The organism is Streptomyces sp. NPDC007929 (genome assembly GCF_042959065.1).
Lineage (GTDB): Bacteria > Actinomycetota > Actinomycetes > Streptomycetales > Streptomycetaceae > Streptomyces.
Genome location: NZ_JBIBKD010000001.1, coordinates 519,073 through 541,821, shown reverse-complemented (window position 1 = coordinate 541,821; position 22,749 = coordinate 519,073). Strand labels below are relative to the sequence as shown.

Annotated in this window: 16 protein-coding genes; 7 read left to right on the top strand and 9 right to left on the bottom strand. The window is 72.3% G+C overall.

Annotated elements, in window-relative coordinates; genetic code table 11:
• Positions 1 to 19: 19 nt before the first annotated feature.
• The 7 genes from ACFZDE_RS02430 to ACFZDE_RS02400 are packed head-to-tail and all read right to left on the bottom strand — an operon-like array spanning position 20 to position 7,261.
• Complete coding sequence (locus ACFZDE_RS02430; protein WP_391196664.1) at positions 20 to 922, bottom strand: 3-hydroxybutyryl-CoA dehydrogenase; 903 nt, start codon at positions 920 to 922, stop codon at positions 20 to 22.
• Complete coding sequence (locus ACFZDE_RS02425; RefSeq protein ID WP_391196662.1) at positions 919 to 2,103, bottom strand: acyl-CoA dehydrogenase family protein; 1,185 nt, start codon at positions 2,101 to 2,103, stop codon at positions 919 to 921. The genes ACFZDE_RS02430 and ACFZDE_RS02425 overlap by 4 nt, the downstream gene beginning before the upstream one ends.
• Positions 2,104 to 2,128: 25 nt before the next feature.
• On the bottom strand, positions 2,129 to 3,301 hold the full coding sequence (locus ACFZDE_RS02420) for an acyl-CoA dehydrogenase family protein (protein WP_390990958.1): 1,173 nt from the start codon (positions 3,299 to 3,301) through the stop codon (positions 2,129 to 2,131).
• A 19-nt stretch (positions 3,302 to 3,320) separates the two neighbouring features.
• Entirely contained in the window at positions 3,321 to 5,375 is a 2,055-nt protein-coding gene (locus ACFZDE_RS02415; RefSeq protein WP_391196660.1) for an acetate--CoA ligase family protein, read from the bottom strand.
• Position 5,376: 1 nt separating this feature from the next.
• On the bottom strand, positions 5,377 to 5,568 hold the full coding sequence (locus tag ACFZDE_RS02410; protein ID WP_390990964.1) for a ferredoxin: 192 nt from the start codon (positions 5,566 to 5,568) through the stop codon (positions 5,377 to 5,379).
• 56 nt (positions 5,569 to 5,624) lie between these two features.
• Complete coding sequence (locus ACFZDE_RS02405; RefSeq protein WP_391196657.1) at positions 5,625 to 6,854, bottom strand: NADH-ubiquinone oxidoreductase-F iron-sulfur binding region domain-containing protein; 1,230 nt, start codon at positions 6,852 to 6,854, stop codon at positions 5,625 to 5,627.
• Positions 6,851 to 7,261 (bottom strand): hypothetical protein, encoded by a 411-nt coding sequence (locus ACFZDE_RS02400; protein WP_391196654.1) that lies wholly within the window; start codon positions 7,259 to 7,261, stop codon positions 6,851 to 6,853. Before ACFZDE_RS02400 ends, ACFZDE_RS02405 begins: the two co-directional genes overlap by 4 nt.
• Positions 7,262 to 7,616: 355 nt before the next feature.
• On the opposite strand from ACFZDE_RS02400, the gene ACFZDE_RS02395 reads away from it, so the two are divergent.
• The 7 genes from ACFZDE_RS02395 (at position 7,617) to ACFZDE_RS02365 (ending at position 15,715) form a co-directional block, all read left to right on the top strand.
• Entirely contained in the window at positions 7,617 to 8,792 is a 1,176-nt protein-coding gene (locus ACFZDE_RS02395; protein WP_391196652.1) for an SRPBCC family protein, read from the top strand.
• Between the two features lie 183 nt (positions 8,793 to 8,975).
• A complete protein-coding gene (locus ACFZDE_RS02390; protein ID WP_391196649.1) occupies positions 8,976 to 10,100 on the top strand; it encodes an extracellular solute-binding protein in 1,125 nt (374 codons plus the stop codon).
• Positions 10,101 to 10,103: 3 nt separating this feature from the next.
• Complete coding sequence (locus ACFZDE_RS02385) at positions 10,104 to 10,997, top strand: ABC transporter permease subunit (RefSeq protein ID WP_391196646.1); 894 nt, start codon at positions 10,104 to 10,106, stop codon at positions 10,995 to 10,997.
• The gene (locus tag ACFZDE_RS02380) at positions 10,994 to 11,875 is read left to right on the top strand and encodes an ABC transporter permease subunit (protein WP_391196645.1); all 882 of its coding nucleotides are present in this window, start codon (positions 10,994 to 10,996) and stop codon (positions 11,873 to 11,875) included. The genes ACFZDE_RS02385 and ACFZDE_RS02380 overlap by 4 nt, the downstream gene beginning before the upstream one ends.
• A 3-nt stretch (positions 11,876 to 11,878) precedes the next feature.
• Positions 11,879 to 12,949, top strand: a complete 1,071-nt coding sequence (locus tag ACFZDE_RS02375; protein ID WP_391196642.1) for a polyamine ABC transporter ATP-binding protein — start codon at positions 11,879 to 11,881, stop codon at positions 12,947 to 12,949.
• Positions 12,950 to 12,981: 32 nt separating this feature from the next.
• On the top strand, positions 12,982 to 14,301 hold the full coding sequence (locus ACFZDE_RS02370; protein WP_391196640.1) for an FAD-dependent oxidoreductase: 1,320 nt from the start codon (positions 12,982 to 12,984) through the stop codon (positions 14,299 to 14,301).
• On the top strand, positions 14,294 to 15,715 hold the full coding sequence (locus tag ACFZDE_RS02365) for an aminobutyraldehyde dehydrogenase (protein ID WP_391196638.1): 1,422 nt from the start codon (positions 14,294 to 14,296) through the stop codon (positions 15,713 to 15,715). Before ACFZDE_RS02370 ends, ACFZDE_RS02365 begins: the two co-directional genes overlap by 8 nt.
• Positions 15,716 to 15,724: 9 nt before the next feature.
• On the opposite strand, the gene ACFZDE_RS02360 is transcribed toward ACFZDE_RS02365, so the two are convergent.
• Both ACFZDE_RS02360 and ACFZDE_RS02355 read right to left on the bottom strand, forming a co-directional pair.
• Complete coding sequence (locus tag ACFZDE_RS02360; protein ID WP_391196635.1) at positions 15,725 to 18,178, bottom strand: SpoIIE family protein phosphatase; 2,454 nt, start codon at positions 18,176 to 18,178, stop codon at positions 15,725 to 15,727.
• 97 nt (positions 18,179 to 18,275) lie between these two features.
• Positions 18,276 to 22,547, bottom strand: coding sequence for a HAMP domain-containing protein (locus tag ACFZDE_RS02355; RefSeq protein ID WP_390990992.1), 4,272 nt, complete (start codon positions 22,545 to 22,547; stop codon positions 18,276 to 18,278).
• Positions 22,548 to 22,749: the final 202 nt, after the last annotated feature.

Sequence of the window (22,749 nt, the reverse complement as noted above, 5' to 3'; positions counted from 1 at the left end):
ACGCGAGGACCATCTTCCCTCACGGCCGCGCCGCCGGTGCCGGTGCCCCGGCCCGGGGCTCCTCGTCGTAGGCGTGGAAGCCCCTGCCGGACTTGCGTCCGAGCAGCCCGGCCTCGACCATCCGGGACAGCAGCGGGGGCGGCGAGTACTGCGGTTCGCGGAACTCGGCGTACAGCGACTCGGCGATGGCCCGGGTGGTGTCCAGGCCGATCAGGTCCGTGAGGGCCAGCGGGCCGAGCGGATGGGCGCAGCCGAGGACCATGCCCCGGTCGACGTCCTCGACGGTCGCGCTGCCCGACTCCACCATGCGGACGGCGGCCAGGAGGTACGGCACGAGCAGGGCGTTGACGACGAACCCGGCCTTGTCCCGGGTGCGGACCACCTCCTTGCCGAGGGTGCCGGTGACGAACTCCTCGGCCCGCTGCGCCGTGCCGGGCGAGGTGAGCAGCGACGGCACGAGTTCGACGAGCCGCAGCACCGGCACGGGGTTGAAGAAGTGCACCCCGACGACCCGGTCGGGCCGGGTCGTCGCGGCGGCGAGCCTGATGACGGGGATGGAGGAGGTGTTGGTCGCGAGGATGGTGTGCTCGTCGGTGACGACGCAGTCGAGGCGGGTGAACACGTCGACCTTGAGTGCCTCGTCCTCGGCGACCGCCTCGATGACCAGGTCGTGGTCGTGCAGGGCGTCGAGTTCGTCGACGACGGTGACCAGGCCCGCGGCGCTGTCGCGCCGTTCGGCGTCGATCCTGCCGCTCGCGGCGGCCCGGTCGAGCGAGCGGGTGACGCGGAGGCGGCCCGCGCGGGCCGCCTCCGCGTCGCGCTCCACGACGGTGACCGGCATGTCGGCCCGTGCGCAGACCTCGGCGATGCCGGCGCCCATCAGCCCGCAGCCCACCACCCCCACGCGCTTGATGCCGGTCATCGGCCGACGCCCCCGACGGGCAGGTCCAGAACCCCCGAACCACGCTTGATCAGCTCGTTGGCGATGATCAGCCGCTGGATCTCGGAGGTGCCCTCCCAGATCCGGTCCACGCGCAGCTCGCGGTAGAGCCGCTCGACGGCGTAGGCGCGGTCGTAGCCCCGGCCGCCGTGGATCTGCAGACAGCGGTCGACGACCCGGCCGGAGGCCTCGCTCGCGGCGAGCTTGGCGATGGCCGCCTTGGCGTGCAGCGTCTTGCGCTCCTCGGGGCCGGCGTGGTCGACCTCCCAGGCGACCTGGTGGGTGTAGGCCCGGTTGACGGCGATGTCCACGGCGCAGTCGGCGAGCATGCCCTGGACCAGCTGGTACGAGGAGATCGGCGCGCCGAACTGCTCGCGCTGAACGGCCCAGTCCCGGGACAGCTCCAGTGCGCGCTCGGCGGCGCCGGTGGTACGGGCGGCGATCATCAGGCGTTCCTCGGTGAACCAGGAGCGGGTGATGTCGTATCCCTCGCCGATGCCGCCGAGGACGGCGTCCTCGCCGACCTGGACGTCGGTGAAGGTGAACTCGGGGTGCTCGTAGACGAACGTGTGCATGAAGCGCGGGACCCGGGTCATCTCGATGCCGGGGGTGTCCTTGTCGACGAGGAAGAGGGTGGGGGCGCGCTCCGGGCCCGCCGCCGCGAGGACGATCATGAAGTCGGCGTGGTCGCCGACGGTCACGAACCACTTCTCGCCGTTGAGCACCCAGCCCTGGTCGTTCTTCGTCGCCGTGGTGGAGAGGTTCTGCGGGTCGGAGCCGGCGTTGCGCTCGGTGACGGCGTAGCAGTCGCGCCGCTCGCCGTTGATCACCGGGATCAGGAACCGCTCGCGCTGCTCGGGGGTGCAGAACCGCAGCGCGTTGGCGGGCCGCCACACCATGTCCCACAGGGCGCCGGTGAGGCGTCCCAGCTCTTCCTGGACGGTGGCCTGCTCGGCGATGGTGAGTCCGGCGCCGCCCCACTCGGCCGGCATGTTCACGGCCTGGAGCCCGGCGTCGAGGACGGCGTCGCGGATCTTGGCGTGCGCGTCGGCGGGCAGGCCGTTCTCCTCCTCGCACTGGTCCTCGTACGTGGCGATGAAGTCGGTGAGGGCGCGTGCGTCGGCCTTGAGCCGGACCTGGCGCGGGGTGAGGCGGAAGTCCATGGGAGTCCTCGCTGGTGAAGGGGTGTCAGTGCGTGGGCAGGGCAAGGGCGCGGGTGCCGCGCTTGATGAGCTCGTTGGCGATGATCAGCCGCTGGATCTCGGAGGTGCCCTCCCAGATCCGGTCGACGCGCAGCTCGCGGTACATGCGCTCGACGGGGTAGGTGCGGTCGTAGCCGCGGCCGCCGAAGATCTGCAGACAGCGGTCGGCGACCCGCCCGGCGGCCTCGCTGGCGGCGAGCTTGGCGGTGGAGGCCTTGGCGTGCAGGGTCTTGCGGTCGGTGCCCGGCTGGTCGGCCTCCCAGGCGACCTGGTGGGTGTAGGCGCGGTTGACGGCGATGTCGACGGCGCAGTCGGCGAGCATGCCCTGGATCAGCTGGTAGGAGGCGATGGGCGCCCCGAACTGCTCGCGCTGCACGGCCCAGTCGCGGGCGAGCCGCAGGGCCCGCTCGGCGGCGCCGACCGTGCGGGCGGCGATCATCAGGCGCTCGTCGGTGAACCACTCCTTGGTCAGTTCGTAGCCGTTGCCGACCCCGCCGAGCACGTCCTCGTCGGCGACGAAGACGTCGGTGAAGGTGAACTCGGGGTGCCCGTTGACGGCGGAGTGCATGAAGTGCGGGACGCGGGTCATCTCGACGCCGGGCGCGGCCTTGTCCACGAAGAACAGGGTGGGCTGCCGCTCGGGGCCGGCGTCGGCCTGCACCAGCAGGAAGTCGGCGATGTCGCCGCAGGTGACGAACCACTTCTCGCCGTTGAGCAGCCAGCCGCCGTCGGTGCGGGTGGCCGTGGAGGTGCCGGAGGACGGGTCCGAGCCCGCGCCGGGCTCGGTGACGGCGAACGCGTCGAACTTCTCGGCGCGGATCACCGGCAGCAGGTACTTCTCGCGCTGCCGTTCGTCGCCGTACGCGAGGACGTTGGCGGGCCGCCAGGGGATGTCCCACAGGCAGTTGGTGACCTTGCCGAACTCCTCCTCCACGATGACCTGGTCGAGCAGGCCGAGTCCGGCGCCGCCCCACTCGGCGGGCATGTTGATGGCGTAGACGCCGGCGTCCATGGCGGCCCGGGTCAGCTCGGTGACGAGCTCCTGGGGCAGGGGTCCCCCGGCCTGCTCGGACTGGTCCTCGTACCGCATGAGCAGCCGCGCGTAGTCGGCGGCGCGCCGCTTCAGATCGGCCTGCTCGGGGGTGTAGCGCATGTCCATGGGGACCTCTTCCGGTGGGTCAGGCGAGTACGGCGCGGGAGTCGAGGGCGAGCACCCCGCCGGGGTGCACGAGGAGGGGGTTGACCTCCAGCTCGGCGATCTCGGGGTGGGCGGCGGCGAAGGCGGTGATCGTCTCGACGGCCTTGGCGGCGGCGTCGATGTCGACGGGCGGCTTGCCCCGCACCCCGTCGAGGAGGGTGGCGGTCCGCAGTCCGCGCAGCAGGGCCGCGGCCCGGTCCGCGGTGACGGGCGCGAGGGTGAAGGCGACGTCGCGCAGGGCCTCGGCGAGGATGCCGCCCAGGCCGACCATGGCGACCGGGCCGAAGCGCGGGTCCTGGTTGACGCCGACGATCAGTTCGATGCCGTCGGTCAGGTCGGCCATGGCCTCCACGGAGTAGGAGGGGGCGCCGAGCCGGGCGTGCATCTCCCGGAAGGCGGCGAGCAGTTCGGCCTCTCCGGCCAGGCCCAGGGCCACTCCGCCCGCGTCGGACTTGTGCAGCACATGGAGTGCCTTGAGCACGTACGGGCCGTCGAACTCGGCGGTCGCTGCCAGCAGTTCGGCCTCGTCGCGGATCTCGCGGGCTTGCGGGAAGACGAGTCCGGCCTCTTCGAGGGCGCTGCGGGTCTTCAGGTAACCGGTCTCGGTCAGCGGGGGCGCGGGGCTGGGCAGGGGGGTCACTCCGGTGTCCGGTGCGCCGGGTGCTGTGGCGGCGAGGGCGCGGGCGGCGTCCTCGGTGGCGGCGAAGACCGGGATGCCGGCGGCGGCGAGGGTGCGGCAGCTGGGTGAATCGGGGTACATCGACTGCACCACGAGGGGTTTGGCGGTGGCGCGGTGCCGTTCGGCGATGAGGCGCGCGGCCTCCTGCTCTCCGGTCGCGAGCACCGCGCCGCCACCGCCGAGTCCGCCCTCGGCGGCCGCGTAGCCGCCGAAGTAGCCGGTCATCAGGACGGCGTCGGTCTCCTCGGCGGCCAGCAGCGCGGCGACGGTCCCGGCGTAGGAGCCGGGGTCCTGCTCGCCCATCCCGGCGAGGTCCACCGGGTTGGCGACGGCGGACTGCTCCCACAGCGCCTCCCGGAGCCGCTGCCGCGTCGGCTCGTGGAGTTCGGGGACGCTCAGCCCGGCCGCCTCGACGGCGTCGGCGGCGACGACGCCGTGTCCGCCGCCGTCCGTGAGGACGGCGACCCGGCGTCCGGCCGCACGGCGCCCGCCGATCGCCGCGGCCACCGCGACGGTCAGTTCGCGGGGCGTGGCGACCAGTTCCACGCCGGCGTCCCGGCAGGCCGCGGTCACCACGTCGGCCGAGGTGGTCAGCGCGCCGGTGTGCGACTGCGCGCTGCGCGCGGAGGCGTCCCCGCGTCCGGCGGTGAGCAGCACGACGGGTTTCCCGGCGTCGGCGGCGGCCTCGGCGAAGGCCCGTCCGTCGCCGAAGTCCTCGGCGTAGACGGCGATGGCGCGGGTGCCCTCGTGCCGGGCACAGTCGGCGAGGAGGTCGACGAGGGTGACGTCGGCCTGGTTGCCGAGCGAGACGAACCGGGAGAAGCCGAGGTGGTGCGGGCGGAAGCGGAGCTGGAGTTCCAGGGCGAGATTGCCGCTCTGGCTGAGGAGCGCGATGCCGCCGGGGGTGAAGGTGTCGGAGGCGAGGAAGAGGTCGGTGGTGTTGTCGGCGATCCCCAGGCAGTTGGGCCCGACCATGACGGCACCGGCGGCGCGGACGCGTTCGGCCACGGCCTGCTGCCTCAGACGTCCCGTGTCGCCCGTCTCGGCGAAACCGGCGGTGATGGCGACGATGGCCCGGGCCCCGCAGCGCAGGGCCTCGTCGACGGCGTCCTCGAACCCGGCGGCGGGCACGGAGATCACCGCGAGGTCGACTCGCTCGCCGAGCGCGCTCAGGCTGGGGGCGGCGGTGCGGCCGAGCACGGTGCCGCCGCGCCGGTTGACCAGGTGGACGGGGCGCCGGCCGTCGGCGCGGACGGCCTGGGCGGCTATGGCGTGGCCGTACTTGGCCGGGTCGTCGCTGGCTCCGACGACGGCCACGGAGACGGGGTCGAAGAGGGCCGACAGGTCGCGTCCCATGTCACTTCACCAGCCTCAGCGCGGAGTTGGGGCAGGCGGCGACGGCGGCCTCGGCGGCGGCTTCGGCTCCGTCCGGCACGTCGGAGGGGCGGGGCCGCGCGTATCCCCATTCGTCGAGTTCGATCAGCTCGGGCGCGGGTTCCTGACAGAGGCCGTAGCCGTGGCAGCGGGTGGAGTCCAGCAGGAGTTTCATGGCGGGTCCTTTCGGCGGCATGGCGGAACGGGGGTGGGGAGGGGGCGGGCTGTGGCTCAGGGCACGGGGACGGTGAAGCGGCGCCCGTCCTCGGGCACGTCGCCGTCGCAGTCGGGGCAGTCGGTGCGGCGGTGGGCGTCGAGCAGGTCGGGGAAGTGGGTGAGGAGGGTGCCGACCGTGCGGGCAGCGGCGTCGAGCAGTCCGCAGGCGCCCCGGCCGGGCAGCTGACGCGACCAGCGGTGCAGCTTCTCGACGGCTTCCTGATCCGCTTCGCCGCAGCCGGCGGCTTGCAGGGTTCCGGCCAGTGCGCGGGTGCCGGAGACGCACACCCCGCACTGGCGGGCGCTCTGCGCGGCCAGGTAGCCGACGGCTTCGGTGGCCACGGCGACCGGGCAGTCCCGGGCACTCAGGAAGTGCAGGGCTCCGCAGCCGAGCGCTCCGCCGGCCGCGATCAGCCGGTCGTGGTCCAGCGGCAGGTCCGTCCAGCCCCCGCCGTACAGGCCTCCGAAGAGTCCGCCCAGCAGGACGGCGGTGGCCGTGCCGTGGCCGCACAGGTCCGCCAGGACCTTCAAATGCGTACCGGCGGGTGCCTCGACCAGTGCCGAGGTGCCGTCGGCGCCCCCGGACAGCGTCACCAGACGTGCCCCGGCGACGGCGGCCGCGGCGTCGGGGCGGGTGTGGATCAGGGCGATACGGGCCAGGGTCTCCACGTTGGCGACGAGGGTGGGCGCGCCCCCGACGCCGCGCTCGAAGGGGCGCGGTGGTTTCGCCGTGGGCAGGGCCGGGCCGCCGTCGATGCGCCGGACGACCGCGGTCTCCTCCCCCGCGACGTAGGTGTGCTCGGTGCGCAGGACGTCCACGCGCAGGTCGTGGGGCCACTCGGCGAGTGCGCGGCGGACGGCCTGTTCGGCCGGGCCGTCGGAGAGGTAGACCCAGCCGCGTGCGGCGCCGGTGACGGCGGCGGTGAGCCGCAGTCCGTCCAGGACCGCGTGCGGCCGGTGGCGCAGCAGCCAGCGGTCCTTCACCGAGCCCGGCTCGCCCTCCTCGCCGTTGGCGACGACCACGGGCTCGCCGGGCGCGTCACGCACGGAGCGGAGCTTGACGGCTGCCGGGAATCCGGCGCCGCCCCGGCCGCGCAGCCCCGCGGCGTCGATCAGGCCGAGCAGCCGGTCGGGGGCGGGCAGGGGGCCGTAGCCACCCGCGGCCAGGTACCGGGAGAGGTCCTCGGCCCCGGCTGCGGCCCCGGTCAGCAGGCCGTCGGGGAGGAGGGGGTGCACGCCGGTCATACGGTGCTCCTGGAATCGGAGGGGGTGTGTGATCGCAGGCGGGTGAGCGCCCGTTCCAGATCACGGCGTTGGGCGGCGGTGCGCGCGTAGCCGGTGCCGGGCAGGCCGATCAGCATGCGGTGGTGGTCGAGGACGACCTCACCGGCGAGCAGGGCCGCCTGTGGATCGGCGGTCGTGGAGCCGGTCGCGGCCCGGACGACCAGGTCGGTGACCTCGCCCAGGTAGCGCAGCCAGCCGCGCTGTGTGCCGCGCAGCACGAGCCGCTCGACGCGGTGCCGCTCGGCGGCGACGAGGGCGGCCGGCGAGCGACCGTCCGCCGGGACCCGCAGGGCGGCCACCGCGGTGGGCAGTTCCTGTTCGGGCTCCGGCGTGAGGCCGAGCCATACCAGACTTCGGCGAGCGCTCATGCGTGCCTCCGGGGTCACACCGTGTCCGGACGGGCCGGAGACGGCAGTGGCGCGGCGATGACGAGGGAGGGGGGTGCTCCGGCGCCGGACGCGCGGAGCGCGTGGGGCGGGGAGATTGCGAAGGGGGAGCTGAGAGGGGGGAAGTCCGGATCCGGCCTTCCGACTGACCCGAGACTAACTAACTAATTAGTCAGCCCACAAGTCTTGACTTGTGTCCGCGCCAGGCCCACTCTGACTAACCAATTAGTCAGCCGTTCCGAGCAGGTCCGGGCAGTGCACCACGCCCCGCCCGCCGCTCGCACCGGCCACCGCCTCACCGCCCATCGCCGCCCCGGCGGCGCGGAGGAGGACCCCGATGAACCCCTCGACCACCCGGGCAGACACCGTCGCCGCTCCCCCGCCGGAGCCGCCCCCCGGCCATCCCGGGGAGGCGCTGCCCGCGCACTACTACACCGATCCGGCGGTCGCCGAGGCCGAGACCGAGGCGATCTTCGCCAAGTCCTGGCAGCTCGTCTGCCACGAATCCGACCTGCCCGGCCCCGGCGCCCGGCTGACCGGCACCGTCGCCGGACGGGAGGTGCTGGTCGTCCGCACCGAGGACGGCAGCCTCGCCGCCCACCTCAACGTGTGCCGGCACCGCGGAACCCGCCTCGTCAGCGCCCCCGAGCCGGAGGGCAAGGCGATCCGCTGCCCGTACCACGGCTGGACCTACAAGCTGGACGGACGCCTGGTCGGCGCCCCCGAGGCCCGCCGGATCCCCTGTCTGGACAAGCCCCGGCTGGGCCTGTTCCCCGTCAACGTGGAGTCGTTCCTCGGCTTCGTCTTCGTCAATCTGGACCTGGAGGCCACGCCGCTGGCCGAGACCTGCGCCGGGCTCGCCGAGGCCGTCGGCCACTACGCCGGGCCCGGTCTCGTCCCCGTCGGCAAGCACCGCATCCACGACCTCGCGGACGGCGAGGAGCAGAACGCCAACTGGAAGGTGATCGTCGACAACTACCTGGAGGGCTACCACGTCCCCGTCGCCCACCCGGCGCTCATGCGGCTGCTCGACTACGGGGCGTACACCGTGGACGTCCAGGAGAACTACGTCCTGTTCGAGTCCCCGCTGCGCGACAAGCCCTCCTCGAACTGGACCGAGCGGCTCTACCAGCGGCTCGCCACCCCCATGCCGGGGCTGACCGAGGCCGACCGGCGGGTATGGCGGTACGCCGTGATCTATCCGAACACGCTCATCGACTTCTACCCTGACCACGTGCTCGCGTGGACCGCCCTGCCGACCGCCCAGGACCGGGCGGCGATCCCCGGCGGCTTCTACACCCGCACCGGGGAGAGCCTGCGCACCCGGCTGGCCCGGCGGATCAACATCCGCATCGGCTGGGAGACCAACGACGAGGACGCCGAGCTGGTGGAGCGCGTCCAGGCCGGGATGCGCACCCCCGGCTTCGAGCCGGGCCCGCTGTCGCAGCGCGAGGTCGCCGTCGGCTGGTTCGCCCGCCGGGTCCGGGACGACCTGGAGGGGGACACCCGGTGACCCCGTCCGGCCCCGGGCACCCGCACGCCGCCGTACGCCGCCCCTCGGCGTTACCGCGCGCCCTCTGACACGCGCACGCACCTCCCCAGACCGGTCATCACTGCGGATTCAGGGCCTGAAGTGAGCCGACCAGCCGGTCCCGCCCTGGAGTTGTGCCGTTCCTCGACGGAGAGGACGCCTCATATGTCCCCCGAGGCAATACCGCCGACCCGACGCGCCGTGCTGCGGGCGGGCGCCTGCGGCCTGCTGGGCGCAGCGGCCGGCGGCTGCGGGTTCATGCCCGCGAAGAAACCCGACGCCGACCGGCTCGCCCCGGTCAGCGCACGCGTCGACGGCGATCTCGTGTACTTCAACTGGGCCGACTTCGTCGACCCGTCCGTGTTCAAGGGGTTCGAGAACGAGTACGGCGTCAAGGTCGTCCAGTCGAACTTCGACTCGATGGAGGGCATGGTCGCCAAGCTCAACGCCGGCAACCGCTACGACATCATCTTCCCCACCGCCAAATGGGCCCAGCGCCTGGTGCGCGGCGGCCGGCTGCGCCGTATCGACCGCTCCCAGCTCGGCAACGCGCAGGCCGTGTTCGGCTCCTACGACTACTTCGCCGACCCGTGGTACGACCCCGGGTCCGCGCACACCGTGCCCTTCACGGCGTACAAGACCGGCATCGGCTGGCGGCGCGACCGGATCGGTGACCTCACCGACTCCTGGCGGGACCTGTGGAACGACCGGGCCAGGGGCAAGGTCTTCCTGCTGGACGACCGTGACGAGGTCCTCGGCATGGGCGCCCTCGCGCTCGGTCTCGACGTCAGCACCGGCGACTCCGGCGACCTCGGCCGGATCACCTCCCTGCTGGGCACCCTGCGGCCCCGGCTGCGCGGCTTCTCCAGCGACAGCTACAACAACCTCCTCAACGGCAACGCGCTGATCCAGCAGGCGTGGAGCGGCGACATGGCCGCCATGCTCAACCAGGCGAAGGACCCCGACGTGTTCGGCTTCCAGGCGCCCAAGGAGGGCACGGCGATCAACTCCGACTGCTACGCCATCCCCTGGAACGCCCCGCACCCCGGCACCGCGATGCTCTTCATCGACTACATGCTGCGTCCCGAGAACGTGAAGAAGAACATCGAGTACATCGGCTACCCGATGCCGGTCGCGGGCTCCGAGAAGATCTACGCCGACCTGGTCGAGCCGTTCCCCGAGTGCCTCGTCACCGAGGCCGACCTCAAGGCGGACCTGTTCTTCCGCAACGGCGGCCGTGCGGCGGAGGAAGCCCGCGACGCCGCCTGGACCCATGTGAAGGCGGGCTGATCCATGGCACTGCCCCGCCCCTCCTCCCGCGCACGCCGCCGGGACACCTCCGGCAACCGGATGTGGGTCTGGCTCATGCTGCCCGGCACGCTCTGGATGACCGGCTTCCTGATCGCCTCACTGGCCCTGGTCGCCGTCCTCGCGGTCGGCACCACCGACGAGCTCGGCAATCCGCGCTTCGGCTTCGACCTGGCCGGCGTCCGCGCCCTCGCGGATCCCGCCTACACCGAGGTCATGGCCCGCTCCCTCGGCTACGCCCTGCTGACCTGCCTGATCTGCCTGCTGATCGCCTACCCGGTGGCGTACACCATCGCCCTGCACGGCGGGCGCTACAAGCACGCGCTGATCGCGGCGATCGTGGTGCCGTTCTTCGCCAACTACCTGGTCCGCATGTACGGCTGGTCGGTGGTCCTGTCCGACGACGGGCCCGTACTGCGCACCCTGCGCGCGGCCGGTCTGGCCGACAGCGGCACGAAGATCCTCAACAGCGGCCTCGGTGTGGTCGCGGGACTCGTCTACGGGTTCGTCGTCTTCATGATCATCCCGCTGTACGCGGCCCTGGAACGCCTCGACGTGTCGCTCATCGAGGCCGGGCGCGACCTCTACGGCGGGCCGGTCCGCACCTTCTTCTTCGTCACCCTGCCCGCCACCCGGCAGGGCGCGGCGGCCGGGCTCGTCCTGGTCTTCCTGCCCGCCATGGGCGACTTCGTCAGCGCACAGCTCATGGGAGGCCCGGACCAGATCATGATCGGCAATCTCATCCAGGACAAGTTCTTCCAGGGCCAGAACTGGCCGCTGGGCTCCGCGCTCACCATGCTGCTGATGCTGGTCCTGCTGATCGGGATGCTCGGCTATCTGCGGCGCACCCGCAAGGACGAGGCGGAGGCCCGCGGATGACTCTGCTGCGTGCCCCCTCCCCCGCCGTCCCGGACCGCACCGCGGCCAGGGCCCGCCCGCGCCGCGGCCGGGCCGGGCGCAGGCCCCGCGTCCTCATCGCGGTCACCGCGCTCTTCTTCGCGCTGCTCTACCTGCCCATCGCCGTGGTGGGACTGTTCTCCTTCAACTCTCAGAAGTCGCTGACGGTGTTCGACGGGTTCAGCCTGCGCTGGTACCGCGCCTTCGCTCACGACGACGTCCTGCTGTCCTCGCTCGGCACCAGCCTGCGCATCTCGCTGGTGGCGATGGCCGGCTCGGTGGTCCTCGGGGTGGCACTCGCCCTGGGCCTCGTCCGCTGCCGCACCCGGCTCGGCTCGCTGGCCGGTCTGATCATGCTGGTGCCGCTGATCACGCCGGAGATCGTCACCGGTGTGGCCTCGATGCTGCTGTTCAAGGGGCTGGGCGTGCCCCTGTCCACCGGCACGGTGATGCTCGCCGAGATCACCTTCTCCATCTCCTACGTCACGGTCATCCTGCGCTCCCGGGTCGCCGCGCTGAACCCGGAGGTGGAGGAGGCCGCGATGGACCTCGGCGCCACCCGCTGGCAGGCGGTCCGGCTGGTGACCCTGCCGGCGCTGCTGCCCGCCGTGCTGGCGAGCGCCGTACTGATCTTCGCGCTCGTCTTCGACGACTTCGTCCTCGCCTACTTCACCACCGGCGTCGACCCCCAGCCGCTGTCGGTGCGGATCTACTCGGCGATCCGCTTCGGCGTGCAGCCCACCATCAACGCGGTCGGCACGCTGATGCTCGCCGGATCCATCGCCCTGATCGCCCTGGCCCTGTTCATCCCGCGCCTCTTCGGCCGCCGCGGCGGCCTCGACCTCCTCTCCGGGAAGTGATCCATGGACGCGACCCCCGCCGTCCGGCTCGACGGCGTCTCCAAGCAGTACGGCGACTCCTACGCCGTCCACCGTCTCGACCTCGACATCGAGGCCGGCCACTTCTTCTCCCTGCTGGGCCCGTCCGGCTGCGGCAAGACCACCACGCTCCGCATGATCGGCGGGTTCAGCGACCCGACCGACGGGTCGGTGCTGCTCGGCGGCGACGACGTGACCGCCCTGCCGCCGAACAAGCGCAACGTCAACACCGTCTTCCAGAGCTACGCGCTCTTCGACCATCTGAGCATCGCCGACAACGTGGGCTTCGGCCTCAAGCGCAAGGGCGTCGCCAGGGCCGAGATCCGGCAGCGGGTCGGCGAGATGCTGGATCTGATCCAGCTGGCCGGGCTCGCCGACCGCAAGCCGGCCACGCTCTCCGGTGGCCAGCGCCAGCGCGTCGCCCTCGCCCGTGCGCTGGTCAACCGTCCTGCCGTGCTGCTGCTCGACGAGCCGCTCGCCGCGCTCGACCTGAAACTGCGCCGGCAGATGCAGGTCGAGCTGAAGCAGATCCAGCGCGAGGTCGGCATCACCTTCGTCTTCGTCACCCACGACCAGGACGAGGCACTGACCATGTCGGACCGGATCGCCGTGATGAACGAGGGCCACATCGAGCAGTGCGGCACCCCCGAGGACATCTACGAGCACCCCGCGAGCCGCTTCGTGGCGTCCTTCATGGGGACGTCCAACCTGATGACGGGCACCTACCGGGCAGGTGCGGTGACCTTGGAGAAGGGGCCCGCGCTGCCGGTCGGCCCCCGGTCCGAGATCGCCGACGGGACGGCCGTCAGCGTGTCCGTGCGCCCCGAGAAGATCTGGCTCTCGGACTTCGAACCGGGCATGCAGATGATGAGCGGCGTGATCCGCGAGACCGTCTACAGCGGCCCGACCACGACCTACCTGATCGACCTCGCCCCGGGCGTCACCCTCTCCGTGCTGGAGCAGAACACGGCCCGGGCCCGTATGGAGGACCGCTGGTCCGGCGGCGAGACGGTGGAGTTCGGATGGCGGCCGGAGCACTGCCTGGTCCTGGCCTGAGAACCCCTCCCCGCACGACGAAAGCGAAGCTGATGCATCACGACGTGATCGTGCTCGGCGCCGGTCTCGCCGGGCTGAGCGCCGCCCGCGACCTGGCCGCCGCCGGCACCGACGTACTCGTCCTGGAGGCCCGGGACCGCGTCGGCGGCCGGGTCGAGCAGACCCGAACCCCCGACGGCCGCACCGTACAGCTCGGCGGTGAGGTCGTCGGCCAGGGGCACACCTCCTATCGGGCACTCGCCGAGGAACTGGGCCTGGAGCTGGTGCCCAGCTACGTCGCCGAACCCGGCCGAATGACCCGGGCCACCCCGGAGGGCCGCTCGGCCGGTGAACCGCCGCACTGGTTCGGGCCCGGTGACGCGGCCCTGCACGAACGGCTCGGCGCGCGGTACGCGGCGCTGGCCGCCACCGTCGACCCGGACGACCCCTGGTCGCATCCCGAGGCGGACGCGCTGGACCGGCTGTCCGTGGGCGACTGGCTGCGTTCCCAGCAGGCGACGCCCGCCGTGCTGCGTCTGTGGGAGATCGGCCAACTCGCCCTGGCCGGCGGGTCCTACGAGCGGATCTCCCTGCTGGCCGCGCTCCGCAAGAGCGCGGCGGTCCCCGGCTCGGGCAGCGGCGACTACGACTACGAGGACTGGGAGGGACTGCGCCTGGCGGACGGCTCGGCGACGCTCGCCGAGGTCATGGGCGAGGAGCTGGGCCCGCGCGTCCGGCTGGGCTCCCCCGTCGCCGCGCTGGACATCCGCCCCGCCGGTTGCGCCGTGCGCCTGGTCACCGGCGAGACCCTCACCGCTGCGGCCGTGGTGAGCGCCCTGCCCGTGGGTCCGCTGCGGTCCGTCGCGGTCAGCGGTGTCAGCGAGGCCCGGCTCGCCTCCCTGCACCGCCAACGCCACGCGACGGCAGCGAAGTTCGCCGCCGTCTACGACCGTCCCTTCTGGCGGGACGCCGATCTGAACGGTCTGTCCGAAGCCGAAGGCGTGCTGGGCAGCACCTGGCCGCAGAACGAGGGCGTCCTGTCCGCCCTGATCCCGCCCGAGCGCTACGGCGTCCTGCTGGGCACCCCGCCCCAGTTGCGCACCCCCGAACTGCTCGCCGAGATGGCCGGCCTGTTCGGCGACGAGGCCCTGCGGCCCAGCTCCTGCCATCTGCGGCTGTGGGGCACCGACCCGTGGACCCAGGGCTACGTCACGCAGTGGCCGCCCGGCGAGGTCATGGCCGTCGGTCCGTCGCACGGCACCCATGAACCGCCGTTCTACGTCTGCGGCTCCGACCAGTGGGTCGCCGGATACATGGAGGGCGCCGTCCGCACCGGCCGCGCCGCCGCCGAGGAGGCACTGCGCCGTGGCTGACGACGAACGCCTCAACCACATCGACGGCAAGGACCTGCCGGCCGCGTCCGGCGCCACCCTGCGCCTGGTCGACCCGGCCACCGGCCTCACCCACGGCACGGCCCCGCTCTCCGGCCCCGAGGACGTGGACCTGGCCTGCCGGGCCGCCGAAGAGGCCGGTCCCGGCTGGTCGCTGACGACCCCGGCCCAGCGGCAGACCGCACTGCTGCACATCGCCGACGCCCTGGAGAAGGAGGCCGACGCGGTCACGACCGCCGAGGTGGCCGACACCGGCAAGCCACGCGCCCTGTTCCAGGCGGACGAACTCCCGGCGACCGTGGACGTGTTGCGGTACTTCGCCGGAGCCGCCCGGAACCTGCCGGGCGCCGCGGCCGCCGAGTACACGCCCGGCCGCACCTCCGTCCTGCGGCGCGAACCGGTCGGCGTGTGCGCGCAGATCACCCCGTGGAACTACCCGCTGATGATGGCCGTGTGGAAGATCGCGCCCGCGCTCGCCGCGGGCAACACGGTCGTCCTGAAACCGTCCGACACCACACCGTCGTCGGCCACGCTGCTGGCCCGGCTGGCCGCCGGGCACCTGCCGCCCGGGGTGCTGAACGTGGTGTGCGGGGACCGGGACACCGGGCGGTGTCTGGTCGCCCATCCGCTGGTCCGGCTGGTGGCCGTCACCGGCAGTGTCCGCGCGGGGCGGCAGATCGCCACCGCGGCGGCCGCCGACCTCAAGCGGCTCCACCTGGAACTCGGCGGCAACGCCCCGGTGCTGATCCACGCGGACGCCGATCTGGACGACGCCGTCGAGCAGTTGGCGTCACTGGCCTTCTACAACGCGGGGCAGGACTGCACGGCCCCGACGAGGCTGCTCGTGGACCGGCGGATCCACGACGACTTCCTGACCCGGTTCGCGCAGCGGGCCGCAGGGCAGCGGCCCGGCGCCCCGGACGAGGAGGACACCGACTTCGGACCGCTGGCCAACGCCGGTCAGCTCGCCACCGTGAGCGGGCTGCTGGAGCGGCTGCCGGACCACGCCGAGATCGTGGCCGGAGGGGCGTCCCTGCCCCGACCGGGCTACTTCCACCAGGCCACGGTGGTCGCCGGGGTGCGGCAGGAGGACGAGATCGTGCGGAGAGAGGTGTTCGGGCCGGTCGTCACCGTCCAGCCGTTCACCGACGAGGCCGATGCGCTGCGCCTGGCCAACGGGGTTCCCCAGGGGCTGGCCGCGAGCGTGTGGACGCGGGATCACGACCGGGCCATGCGCGCGAGCCGGGCTCTGCGGGCCGGGATCGTGTGGGTGAACACCCATGGCACGACGGTGTCGGAGATGCCGCACGGCGGCGTCGGCCACTCCGGCTACGGCAGCGACCTCTCCCTCACCGGCCTGCTCGACTACACGCAGGTCAAGCACGTCATGCTGTGACGGTCACCGTCACCCGACCCTGATGCCCACGAGGCACGTGTCGTCGTCGGTGTCCGACTTGCTGTAGGTCAGCAGGCGGTCCAGCTGCTGGTCGAGCGTGCTCGGTGCCGAACGGGCGGTGGTCAGCAGGTGGGTGAGGGACTCCTCCACGGGCCGGTCACGGCGCTCGACCAGGCCGTCCGTGTACATCAACAGGGTGTCCCCGGCAGTCAGTTGCAGCTCCGTCTCCTCGTACACGGCCTCGGGGACGGCGCCCAGCAGCAGGCCCTTGACCAGAGGCAGCGGGGCCGCTTCGGTGTCCCGGACCAGGACGGGCGGCAGGTGCCCCGCCCGGGCCCAGCGCAGCGTCCCGGTGGCCGGGTCGTACAGCCCGCACACCGCGGTCGCGGTGACGGCGCCGGTCAGATGGTGCGCCACGATGTTGAGCCAGGACAGCAGCTGGCCCGGCCCGGCGCCCGTCACGGCGAGGCCCCGCAGCGCGTTGCGCAGGACGACCATGCTGGTGGCGGCCTCGATGCCGTGCCCGGCCACGTCCCCGACGCACAACAGCACCTTGCGGGACGGCAGGACGACGGCGTCGTACCAGTCGCCGCCCACCAGCTGCTCGGTCTCCGCGGGCCGGTAGCGGACGGCGACCTGGAGCCCGGAGACCTGCAACGGCGCCTGGGTGGGGGGCATGATGGCGTGCTGCAACTGCAGGGTCAGCCGGTTGCGTTCGGTGGCCTGCTGCTCGGTGTGCGCCAGCTGGTCGCGGGTGGCGGCGAGCGCCACCTCGGTCCAGTGCTGGGCCGAGATGTCCTGGCAGGCGCCGCGGACCAGCAGCAGCCGGTCGTCGGTGTCCAGCACCGGTTCGGCGACGATCCGGATGTGCCGGGTCACCCCGTCCGGCCGCTGGAGCCGGAACGCGGCGGCGGCCGGCCGCTGGTGGTGCAGCAGCGTGCGCAGGAAGCGGCGCATGGAGACGCCGTCGTCCGGGTGGGCGTGGGCCGGCAGCTCCTCCAGGGGTACCGGGGTGCTCGTCTGCGGGCGTCCGTAGAGGTCGAAGAGCTGCCCGTTCCAAGTGATCTCGCCGGTGAGCACGTTCTCCTCGAACCCGCCGATGCGGCCGAGCCGTTGGGCGTGCTGGAGCAGGCTGGCCAGGCGCGCCGTCTCGTCCTCGATACGCCAGATAAGCAGGACGGACATGCCGTGGCGGCTGATGCTGATGTCCGCCACGGCCGAGAGGGGCACCTGGTCGACGAGGGCGGTGAGGTTCATCCGGCGGGCCCGGAAGGGCTCCCCGGTGGCGTAGACCCGCTCGACGCGCTGGAACAACTCGCTGTCCCCCGCGGCCATGGGGTAGGCCTCCAGGAGCAGGGCGCCGTTCACGACCGCCCGCGGCCTGCCCGCCGGGTCCAGGAAGCGGCTGTTCACGTGCTGGATGCGGAAGTCGACCAGGTGCCCGTCGCCGTCGAGGTGCGGCACCAGGACGAGGGCGGGGTCGTACAGTCCGTCGGCCAGGTCCATCAGCTCGGCGGCGTCCGGCAGGACCCGGGGCTCCTGGACCGTTCCCAGGAGCGGGGTGTGCATCTCCAGCGTGTGGGCGCACAGTTCGGCCAGCGCCTCCGCCTGACGGACGATCTGCGGGGGCTGCGGGGCGAGCGGCTCCGGCCAGGCGATCTCCAGCACGCCGTGGATACGGCCGCCGGTCCCGGCGGGCAGGGCGGCCCGGCCGCCGTCCGGATGGTGGTGCAGCCCGATGGTGGGCAGGCCGGTCGCGCCGAGGGTGGTGATCCACTGCCCCTCGCGCTCGATGAGGCCCCGCCGTGCCACCGTCACCACGTCCGGCGGGACGTAACGCCAGCGCGCGGCCTCGGCCGGTGAGAAGCCGGCGCTGCCCGCCAGGGTGAGCGAACCGTCGGCGCCCGCCGCCCATATGGCCACGGCCACCGCGCCGAGAGGCCGCAGCGCCTGCTCCAGCAGGGCGTCGGCGACGGCCTGGGCGTCGTCCGCGGCCAGGACGCCGCTCTCCGCCGCGCGCAGCCGTACGGCGGCCGACTCGGTCTCGGTCTCGTCGGCGGCCCGGGTGGCGGCGAGGAAGGCGTCCGTGACCTCGGACATCCGGTCCCGGGCGGCCTGGTTGATGACGTCGACGGCGAGTTCCAGGGGGGTGACCTGGGCCTGCTCGGCCAGTTGCGCGAGCTGCCGGGCGGCCTGGGCGGGTCCGCACTTCAGCCGCTCGACCAGGACGCCCTTGGCGAGTTCGATCAGTGCACGCCCCTCGGCTTCCGCCTGGGCGGCCCGCACCTCCCGGCTGAGCCGTTCCACGGTGGCGGCGAGCCGTCCCACCGGGGACGCGGTGGAGAGGTTCTCGAGGTCGGCGGGCGGGTCGTCCGGGGACTGCGACGGCTCCCCTGGGGCGCGCTGATCCTCGTCGGAGGGCTTCGCTTTGCCCGGTTCGCGTGGCTGCTCGGACATGCTCACGATGGAAAGGCTCCTCGGCTGGGGTGCCCTGGGGCGCGGAACGACGGGCGCTGCGGGGTGCCCGGCCCACCGGTGCGGGGGCCGGGCGCCGGAGCGCTCATGCGGGCAGCCAACGGCGGACGCAGGCCATGAGGTCGCGCGTGTCGACGGGCTTGGTGACGTAGTCGCTGGCGCCCGAGGCGAGGCTCTTGTCCCGGTCGCCCGGCATCGCCTTCGCCGTGACGGCGATGATGGGCAGGTCGGCGTACTGCGGCATCCGGCGGATCTCGGCCGTCGCGGTGTAGCCGTCCATCTCGGGCATCATCACGTCCATCAGCACGATGGCGACGTCCGGGTTGTTCACCAGGGTCTCGATGCCCCGGCGGCCGTTCTCCGCGTGCAGGACACGGAAGCCGTGCATCTCCAGGATGCCGCTCAGCGCGAAGAGGTTGCGCGCGTCGTCGTCGACGACGAGGACCGTACGGCCCGGTGCCGCGTCGTCGAGGGAGGGCGGCGTCAGGTGCTGCGGCCCTTCGGTCCGCACGAGGGAGAGCACGTCTCCGGGTTCCTCGGCGGACAGGTGCAGGGCGATGCGCTCGCGCAGTTCGTCGAGGCTGGACAGCAACTCCAGTGCGCCGCCCGCCGACCGGGAGCGCAGCGTCTCGTCCAGGGCCACGTCCCCGGGGTGGCTGCTGTGCACCAGCACCGGCACGCTCGTCAGCGCCGAGTCGCCTTCCAGGGCCTGGAGGAAGCGGGACGCCTCGCCGTCGCGCATGCCCAGTTCCAGGACGACGCAGTGGCACGGCTCGGAGGCCAGGGCGCCGGCCGCCTCCTGCGCGCCGACGGCGGTGATGATGTCGACCGCGGGCCGCTGGGCACCGTCGGCGCGGCCGTGCGTCAGGTCCGCGACGACGCTTTCCGCTACGAGGGTCAGCAGACCGCGTGAGCGCTCCTCCACGACGAGCAGGCGCCGGGGCCGGGGGCCGGGCCCGATCTGGGGCACCGGCACCGAACCGGCCAGTCCCTCCGGCGCGGGTTCGGCCGAGGCCCGTTCGACGGGCCTGCCGTGGCCGAGCAGTTCCTCGAAGTCGGGGCGGGCCACGGGCAGGTAGAGCGTGAACGTGCTGCCCTGGCCCGGTGTGCTGTGCACCGACACGGCGCCGCCGAGCAGCTGGGCGATCTCGCGGGTGATGGACAGGCCCAGGCCGGTTCCGCCGTACTTGCGGCTGGTCGTGCCGTCGGCCTGCTGGAACGCGCCGAAGATCGTCTCCAGGTGCTGCTCGGGGATCCCGATGCCGGTGTCCTTGACGCGGAAGGCCACCACGGCGGCGCCCCGGACCACGTTTCCGGGCACCTCGTCGTCCGCCGCGGGTTCGATGCTCAGCTCCACGCCGCCCTGCTCGGTGAACTTCACGGCGTTCGACAGGAGGTTGCGCAGCACCTGGCGCAGCCGGGAGTCGTCCGTGAGCACGTCAGCGGGCGCGCCGGGGGCGGTGGTCACCGTGAAGTCCAGGCTCTTCTGCGTCGTCATGGGCCGGAAGGTGGCCTCGACGTACTCGATGAGCTGGCGCAGGGTCACCCGCTCGGGTGTGACGTCCATCTTTCCGGCCTCGACCTTCGACAGGTCGAGGATGTCGTTGATCAGCTGGAGCAGATCGGAGCCGGCGGAGTGGATGATCTGCGCGTACTCGACCTGCTTGGGCGTGAGGTTGCGGGAGGGGTTCTGCGCGAGCAACTGGGCGAGGATGAGCAGGCTGTTGAGCGGGGTGCGCAGTTCGTGGCTCATGTTGGCCAGGAACTCCGACTTGTACTTCGAGGCCAGTGACAGCTGCTGGGCGCGGGTCTCCAGCTCCTGGCGGGCCTGCTCGATCTGGAGGTTCTTCGCCTCGATGTCCCGGTTCTGGGCCACCAGCAGCGAGGCCTTCTCCTCCAGTTCCGCGTTGGAGCGCTGCAGTTCCTCCTGCTGCACCTGCAACTCGGTGGAACGGGCCTGGAGTTCGACGGTGAGCCGCTGGGACTCGACCAGCAGCTCGTCGGTGCGGGCGTTGGCCACGATGGTGTTGACGTTGACGCCGATGGTCTCCATCAGCTGCGCGAGGAAGTCCCGGTGGATCTGGGTGAAGGGCGTGACCGAGGCCAGCTCGATGACGCCGAGGACCTGGCCCTCGACGACGATGGGCAGCAGCACCAGCGCGGTCGGCACCACCTGGCCGAGGCCGGAGGAGATGGTCACGTAGCCGTCCGGCAGCTCGTCCACCATGATGGTGCGCCGGCTGCGCGCGGCCTGGCCGACCAGGGTGCGGCCGAAGGCGATACGGGAGGGGCGGCTGCTCTCCTCGGGGTAGCCGTAGGAGCCGACGAGGCGCAGCTCGGGCCCGTCGTCGCCGTCCTCGGCGAGGTAGAAGGCCCCGTACTGGGCCGACACCAGCGGGACCAGCTCGTCCATGATCAGCTCGGCGACCACGGGCAGGTCGCGGTGGCCCTGCATCAGGCTCGAGATCCGGGCGAGGTTCGTCTTGAGCCAGTCCTGCTCCTGGTTGGCCCGGGTGGTCTCGCGCAGGGACTCCACCATCGAGTTGATGTTGTCCTTGAGCTCGGCGACCTCGCCGGACGCCTCCACGTTGATCGACCGGGTCAGGTCGCCCTCGGCGACGGCGCTGGTGACCTCGGCGATGGCCCGCACCTGCCGGGTCAGGTTGCCCGCCAGTTCGTTGACGTTCTCCGTCAGGCGCTTCCAGGTGCCGGAGACGCCCTCGACCTCGGCCTGGCCGCCGAGGCGCCCCTCGGTGCCGACCTCGCGGGCCACACGCGTCACCTCGTCGGCGAACGCCGAGAGCTGGTCGACCATCGTGTTGATCGTCGTCTTGAGTTCGAGGATTTCGCCGCGGGCGTCCACGTCGATCTTCTTCGACAGATCGCCCCTGGCCACCGCGGTCGTCACCAGCGCGATGTTGCGCACCTGGCCGGTGAGGTTGTTGGCCATCGAGTTGACGTTGTCGGTGAGGTCCTTCCAGGTCCCGGCGACGTTCGGCACGTGTGCCTGGCCGCCGAGGCGCCCCTCGGTGCCGACCTCGCGGGCCACGCGCGTGACCTCGTCGGCGAACGCCGAGAGGGTGTCGACCATCGTGTTGATGACCTCGGCCAGTGCGGCGACCTCGCCGGCGGCCTCGACGGTGATCCGCTGCGACAGGTCGCCGCGCGCCACGGCGGTGGCGACCTGGGCGATGGAGCGGACCTGGCCGGTGAGGTTGGACGCCATCACGTTGACGTTGTCGGTGAGGTCCTTCCAGGTGCCGGACACCCCGCGCACCTGGGCCTGGCCTCCGAGGCGCCCCTCGGTGCCGACCTCGCGGGCCACGCGCGTGACCTCGTCGGCGAACGCCGAGAGCTGGTCGACCATCGTGTTGATGGTGCTCTTCAGCTCCAGGATCTCGCCCCGCGCGTCCACGGTGATCTTCTGCGACAGATCGCCCTTGGCGACGGCGGTGGCCACCAGCGCGATGTTGCGGACCTGGCCGGTGAGGTTGCCGGCCATGAAGTTCACGGAGTCGGTGAGGTCGCGCCAGGTGCCCTTGACGCCCTTGACGTCCGCCTGGCCGCCGAGGCGTCCTTCGGTGCCGACCTCGCGGGCGACCCGGGTGACCTCGTCGGCGAACGCGGACAGCTGGTCGACCATCGTGTTGATGGTGCTCTTCAGCTCCAGGATCTCCCCGCGCGCGTCCACGGTGATCTTCTGCGACAGATCGCCCTCCGCGACCGCCGTGGTCACCTGGGCGATGGAGCGGACCTGGCTGGTGAGGTTGCCCGCCATGTGGTTCACGGAGTCCGTGAGATCGCGCCAGACCCCGGCCACGCCCGGCACCTGTGCCTGGCCGCCGAGCCGTCCCTCGCTGCCGACCTCGCGGGCCACCCTGGTGACCTCGTCGGCGAACGCGGACAGCTGGTCGACCATCGTGTTGACGGTCTCCTTCAGCTGGAGGATCTCGCCGCGGGCGGGCACGTCGATCTTCTGCGAGAGGTCGCCCTTGGCCACCGCCGTGGCGACCTGGGCGATGTCGCGGACCTGTGTGGTGAGGTTGCCCGCCATGGCGTTGACCGAGTCGGTCAGGTCGGCCCAGGTGCCCGAGACGCCCGGCACCTCCGCCTGCCCGCCGAGCGTGCCCTCGGTGCCGACCTCGCGGGCCACCCGGGTGACTTCGGAGGTGAACACGGACAGCTGGTCGACCATGCCGTTGAAGACCGTGGCGATGTCGCCCATGAGGCCGTCGGCGTCGTCCGGCAGCCGGGTGCCGAAGTCCCCGTCGCGTACGGCGGTCAGGCCGGCCAGCAGCCGCCGCAACTCCTGGTCGCCCGGCACCGCGTCGACGGCTCCCGTGCTGTCGCTGGTCATCGCACCCTCGTTCCGCTCCCCAAGAGCCCTCGCGCACCGAGGACTCGGAACCCCCCGGGCCGAGGTGCGGCCCGGTTGTCGTGCATGTGTTTCCACACTCACAGATGTGTATGTGGTGTGGAAATACGCCGCAGATTAACCCACGTTTCAAGCCCTGAACAAAGCAGGAGCCGCCATCCTCGGCCGACCAGCGGGCACCGCG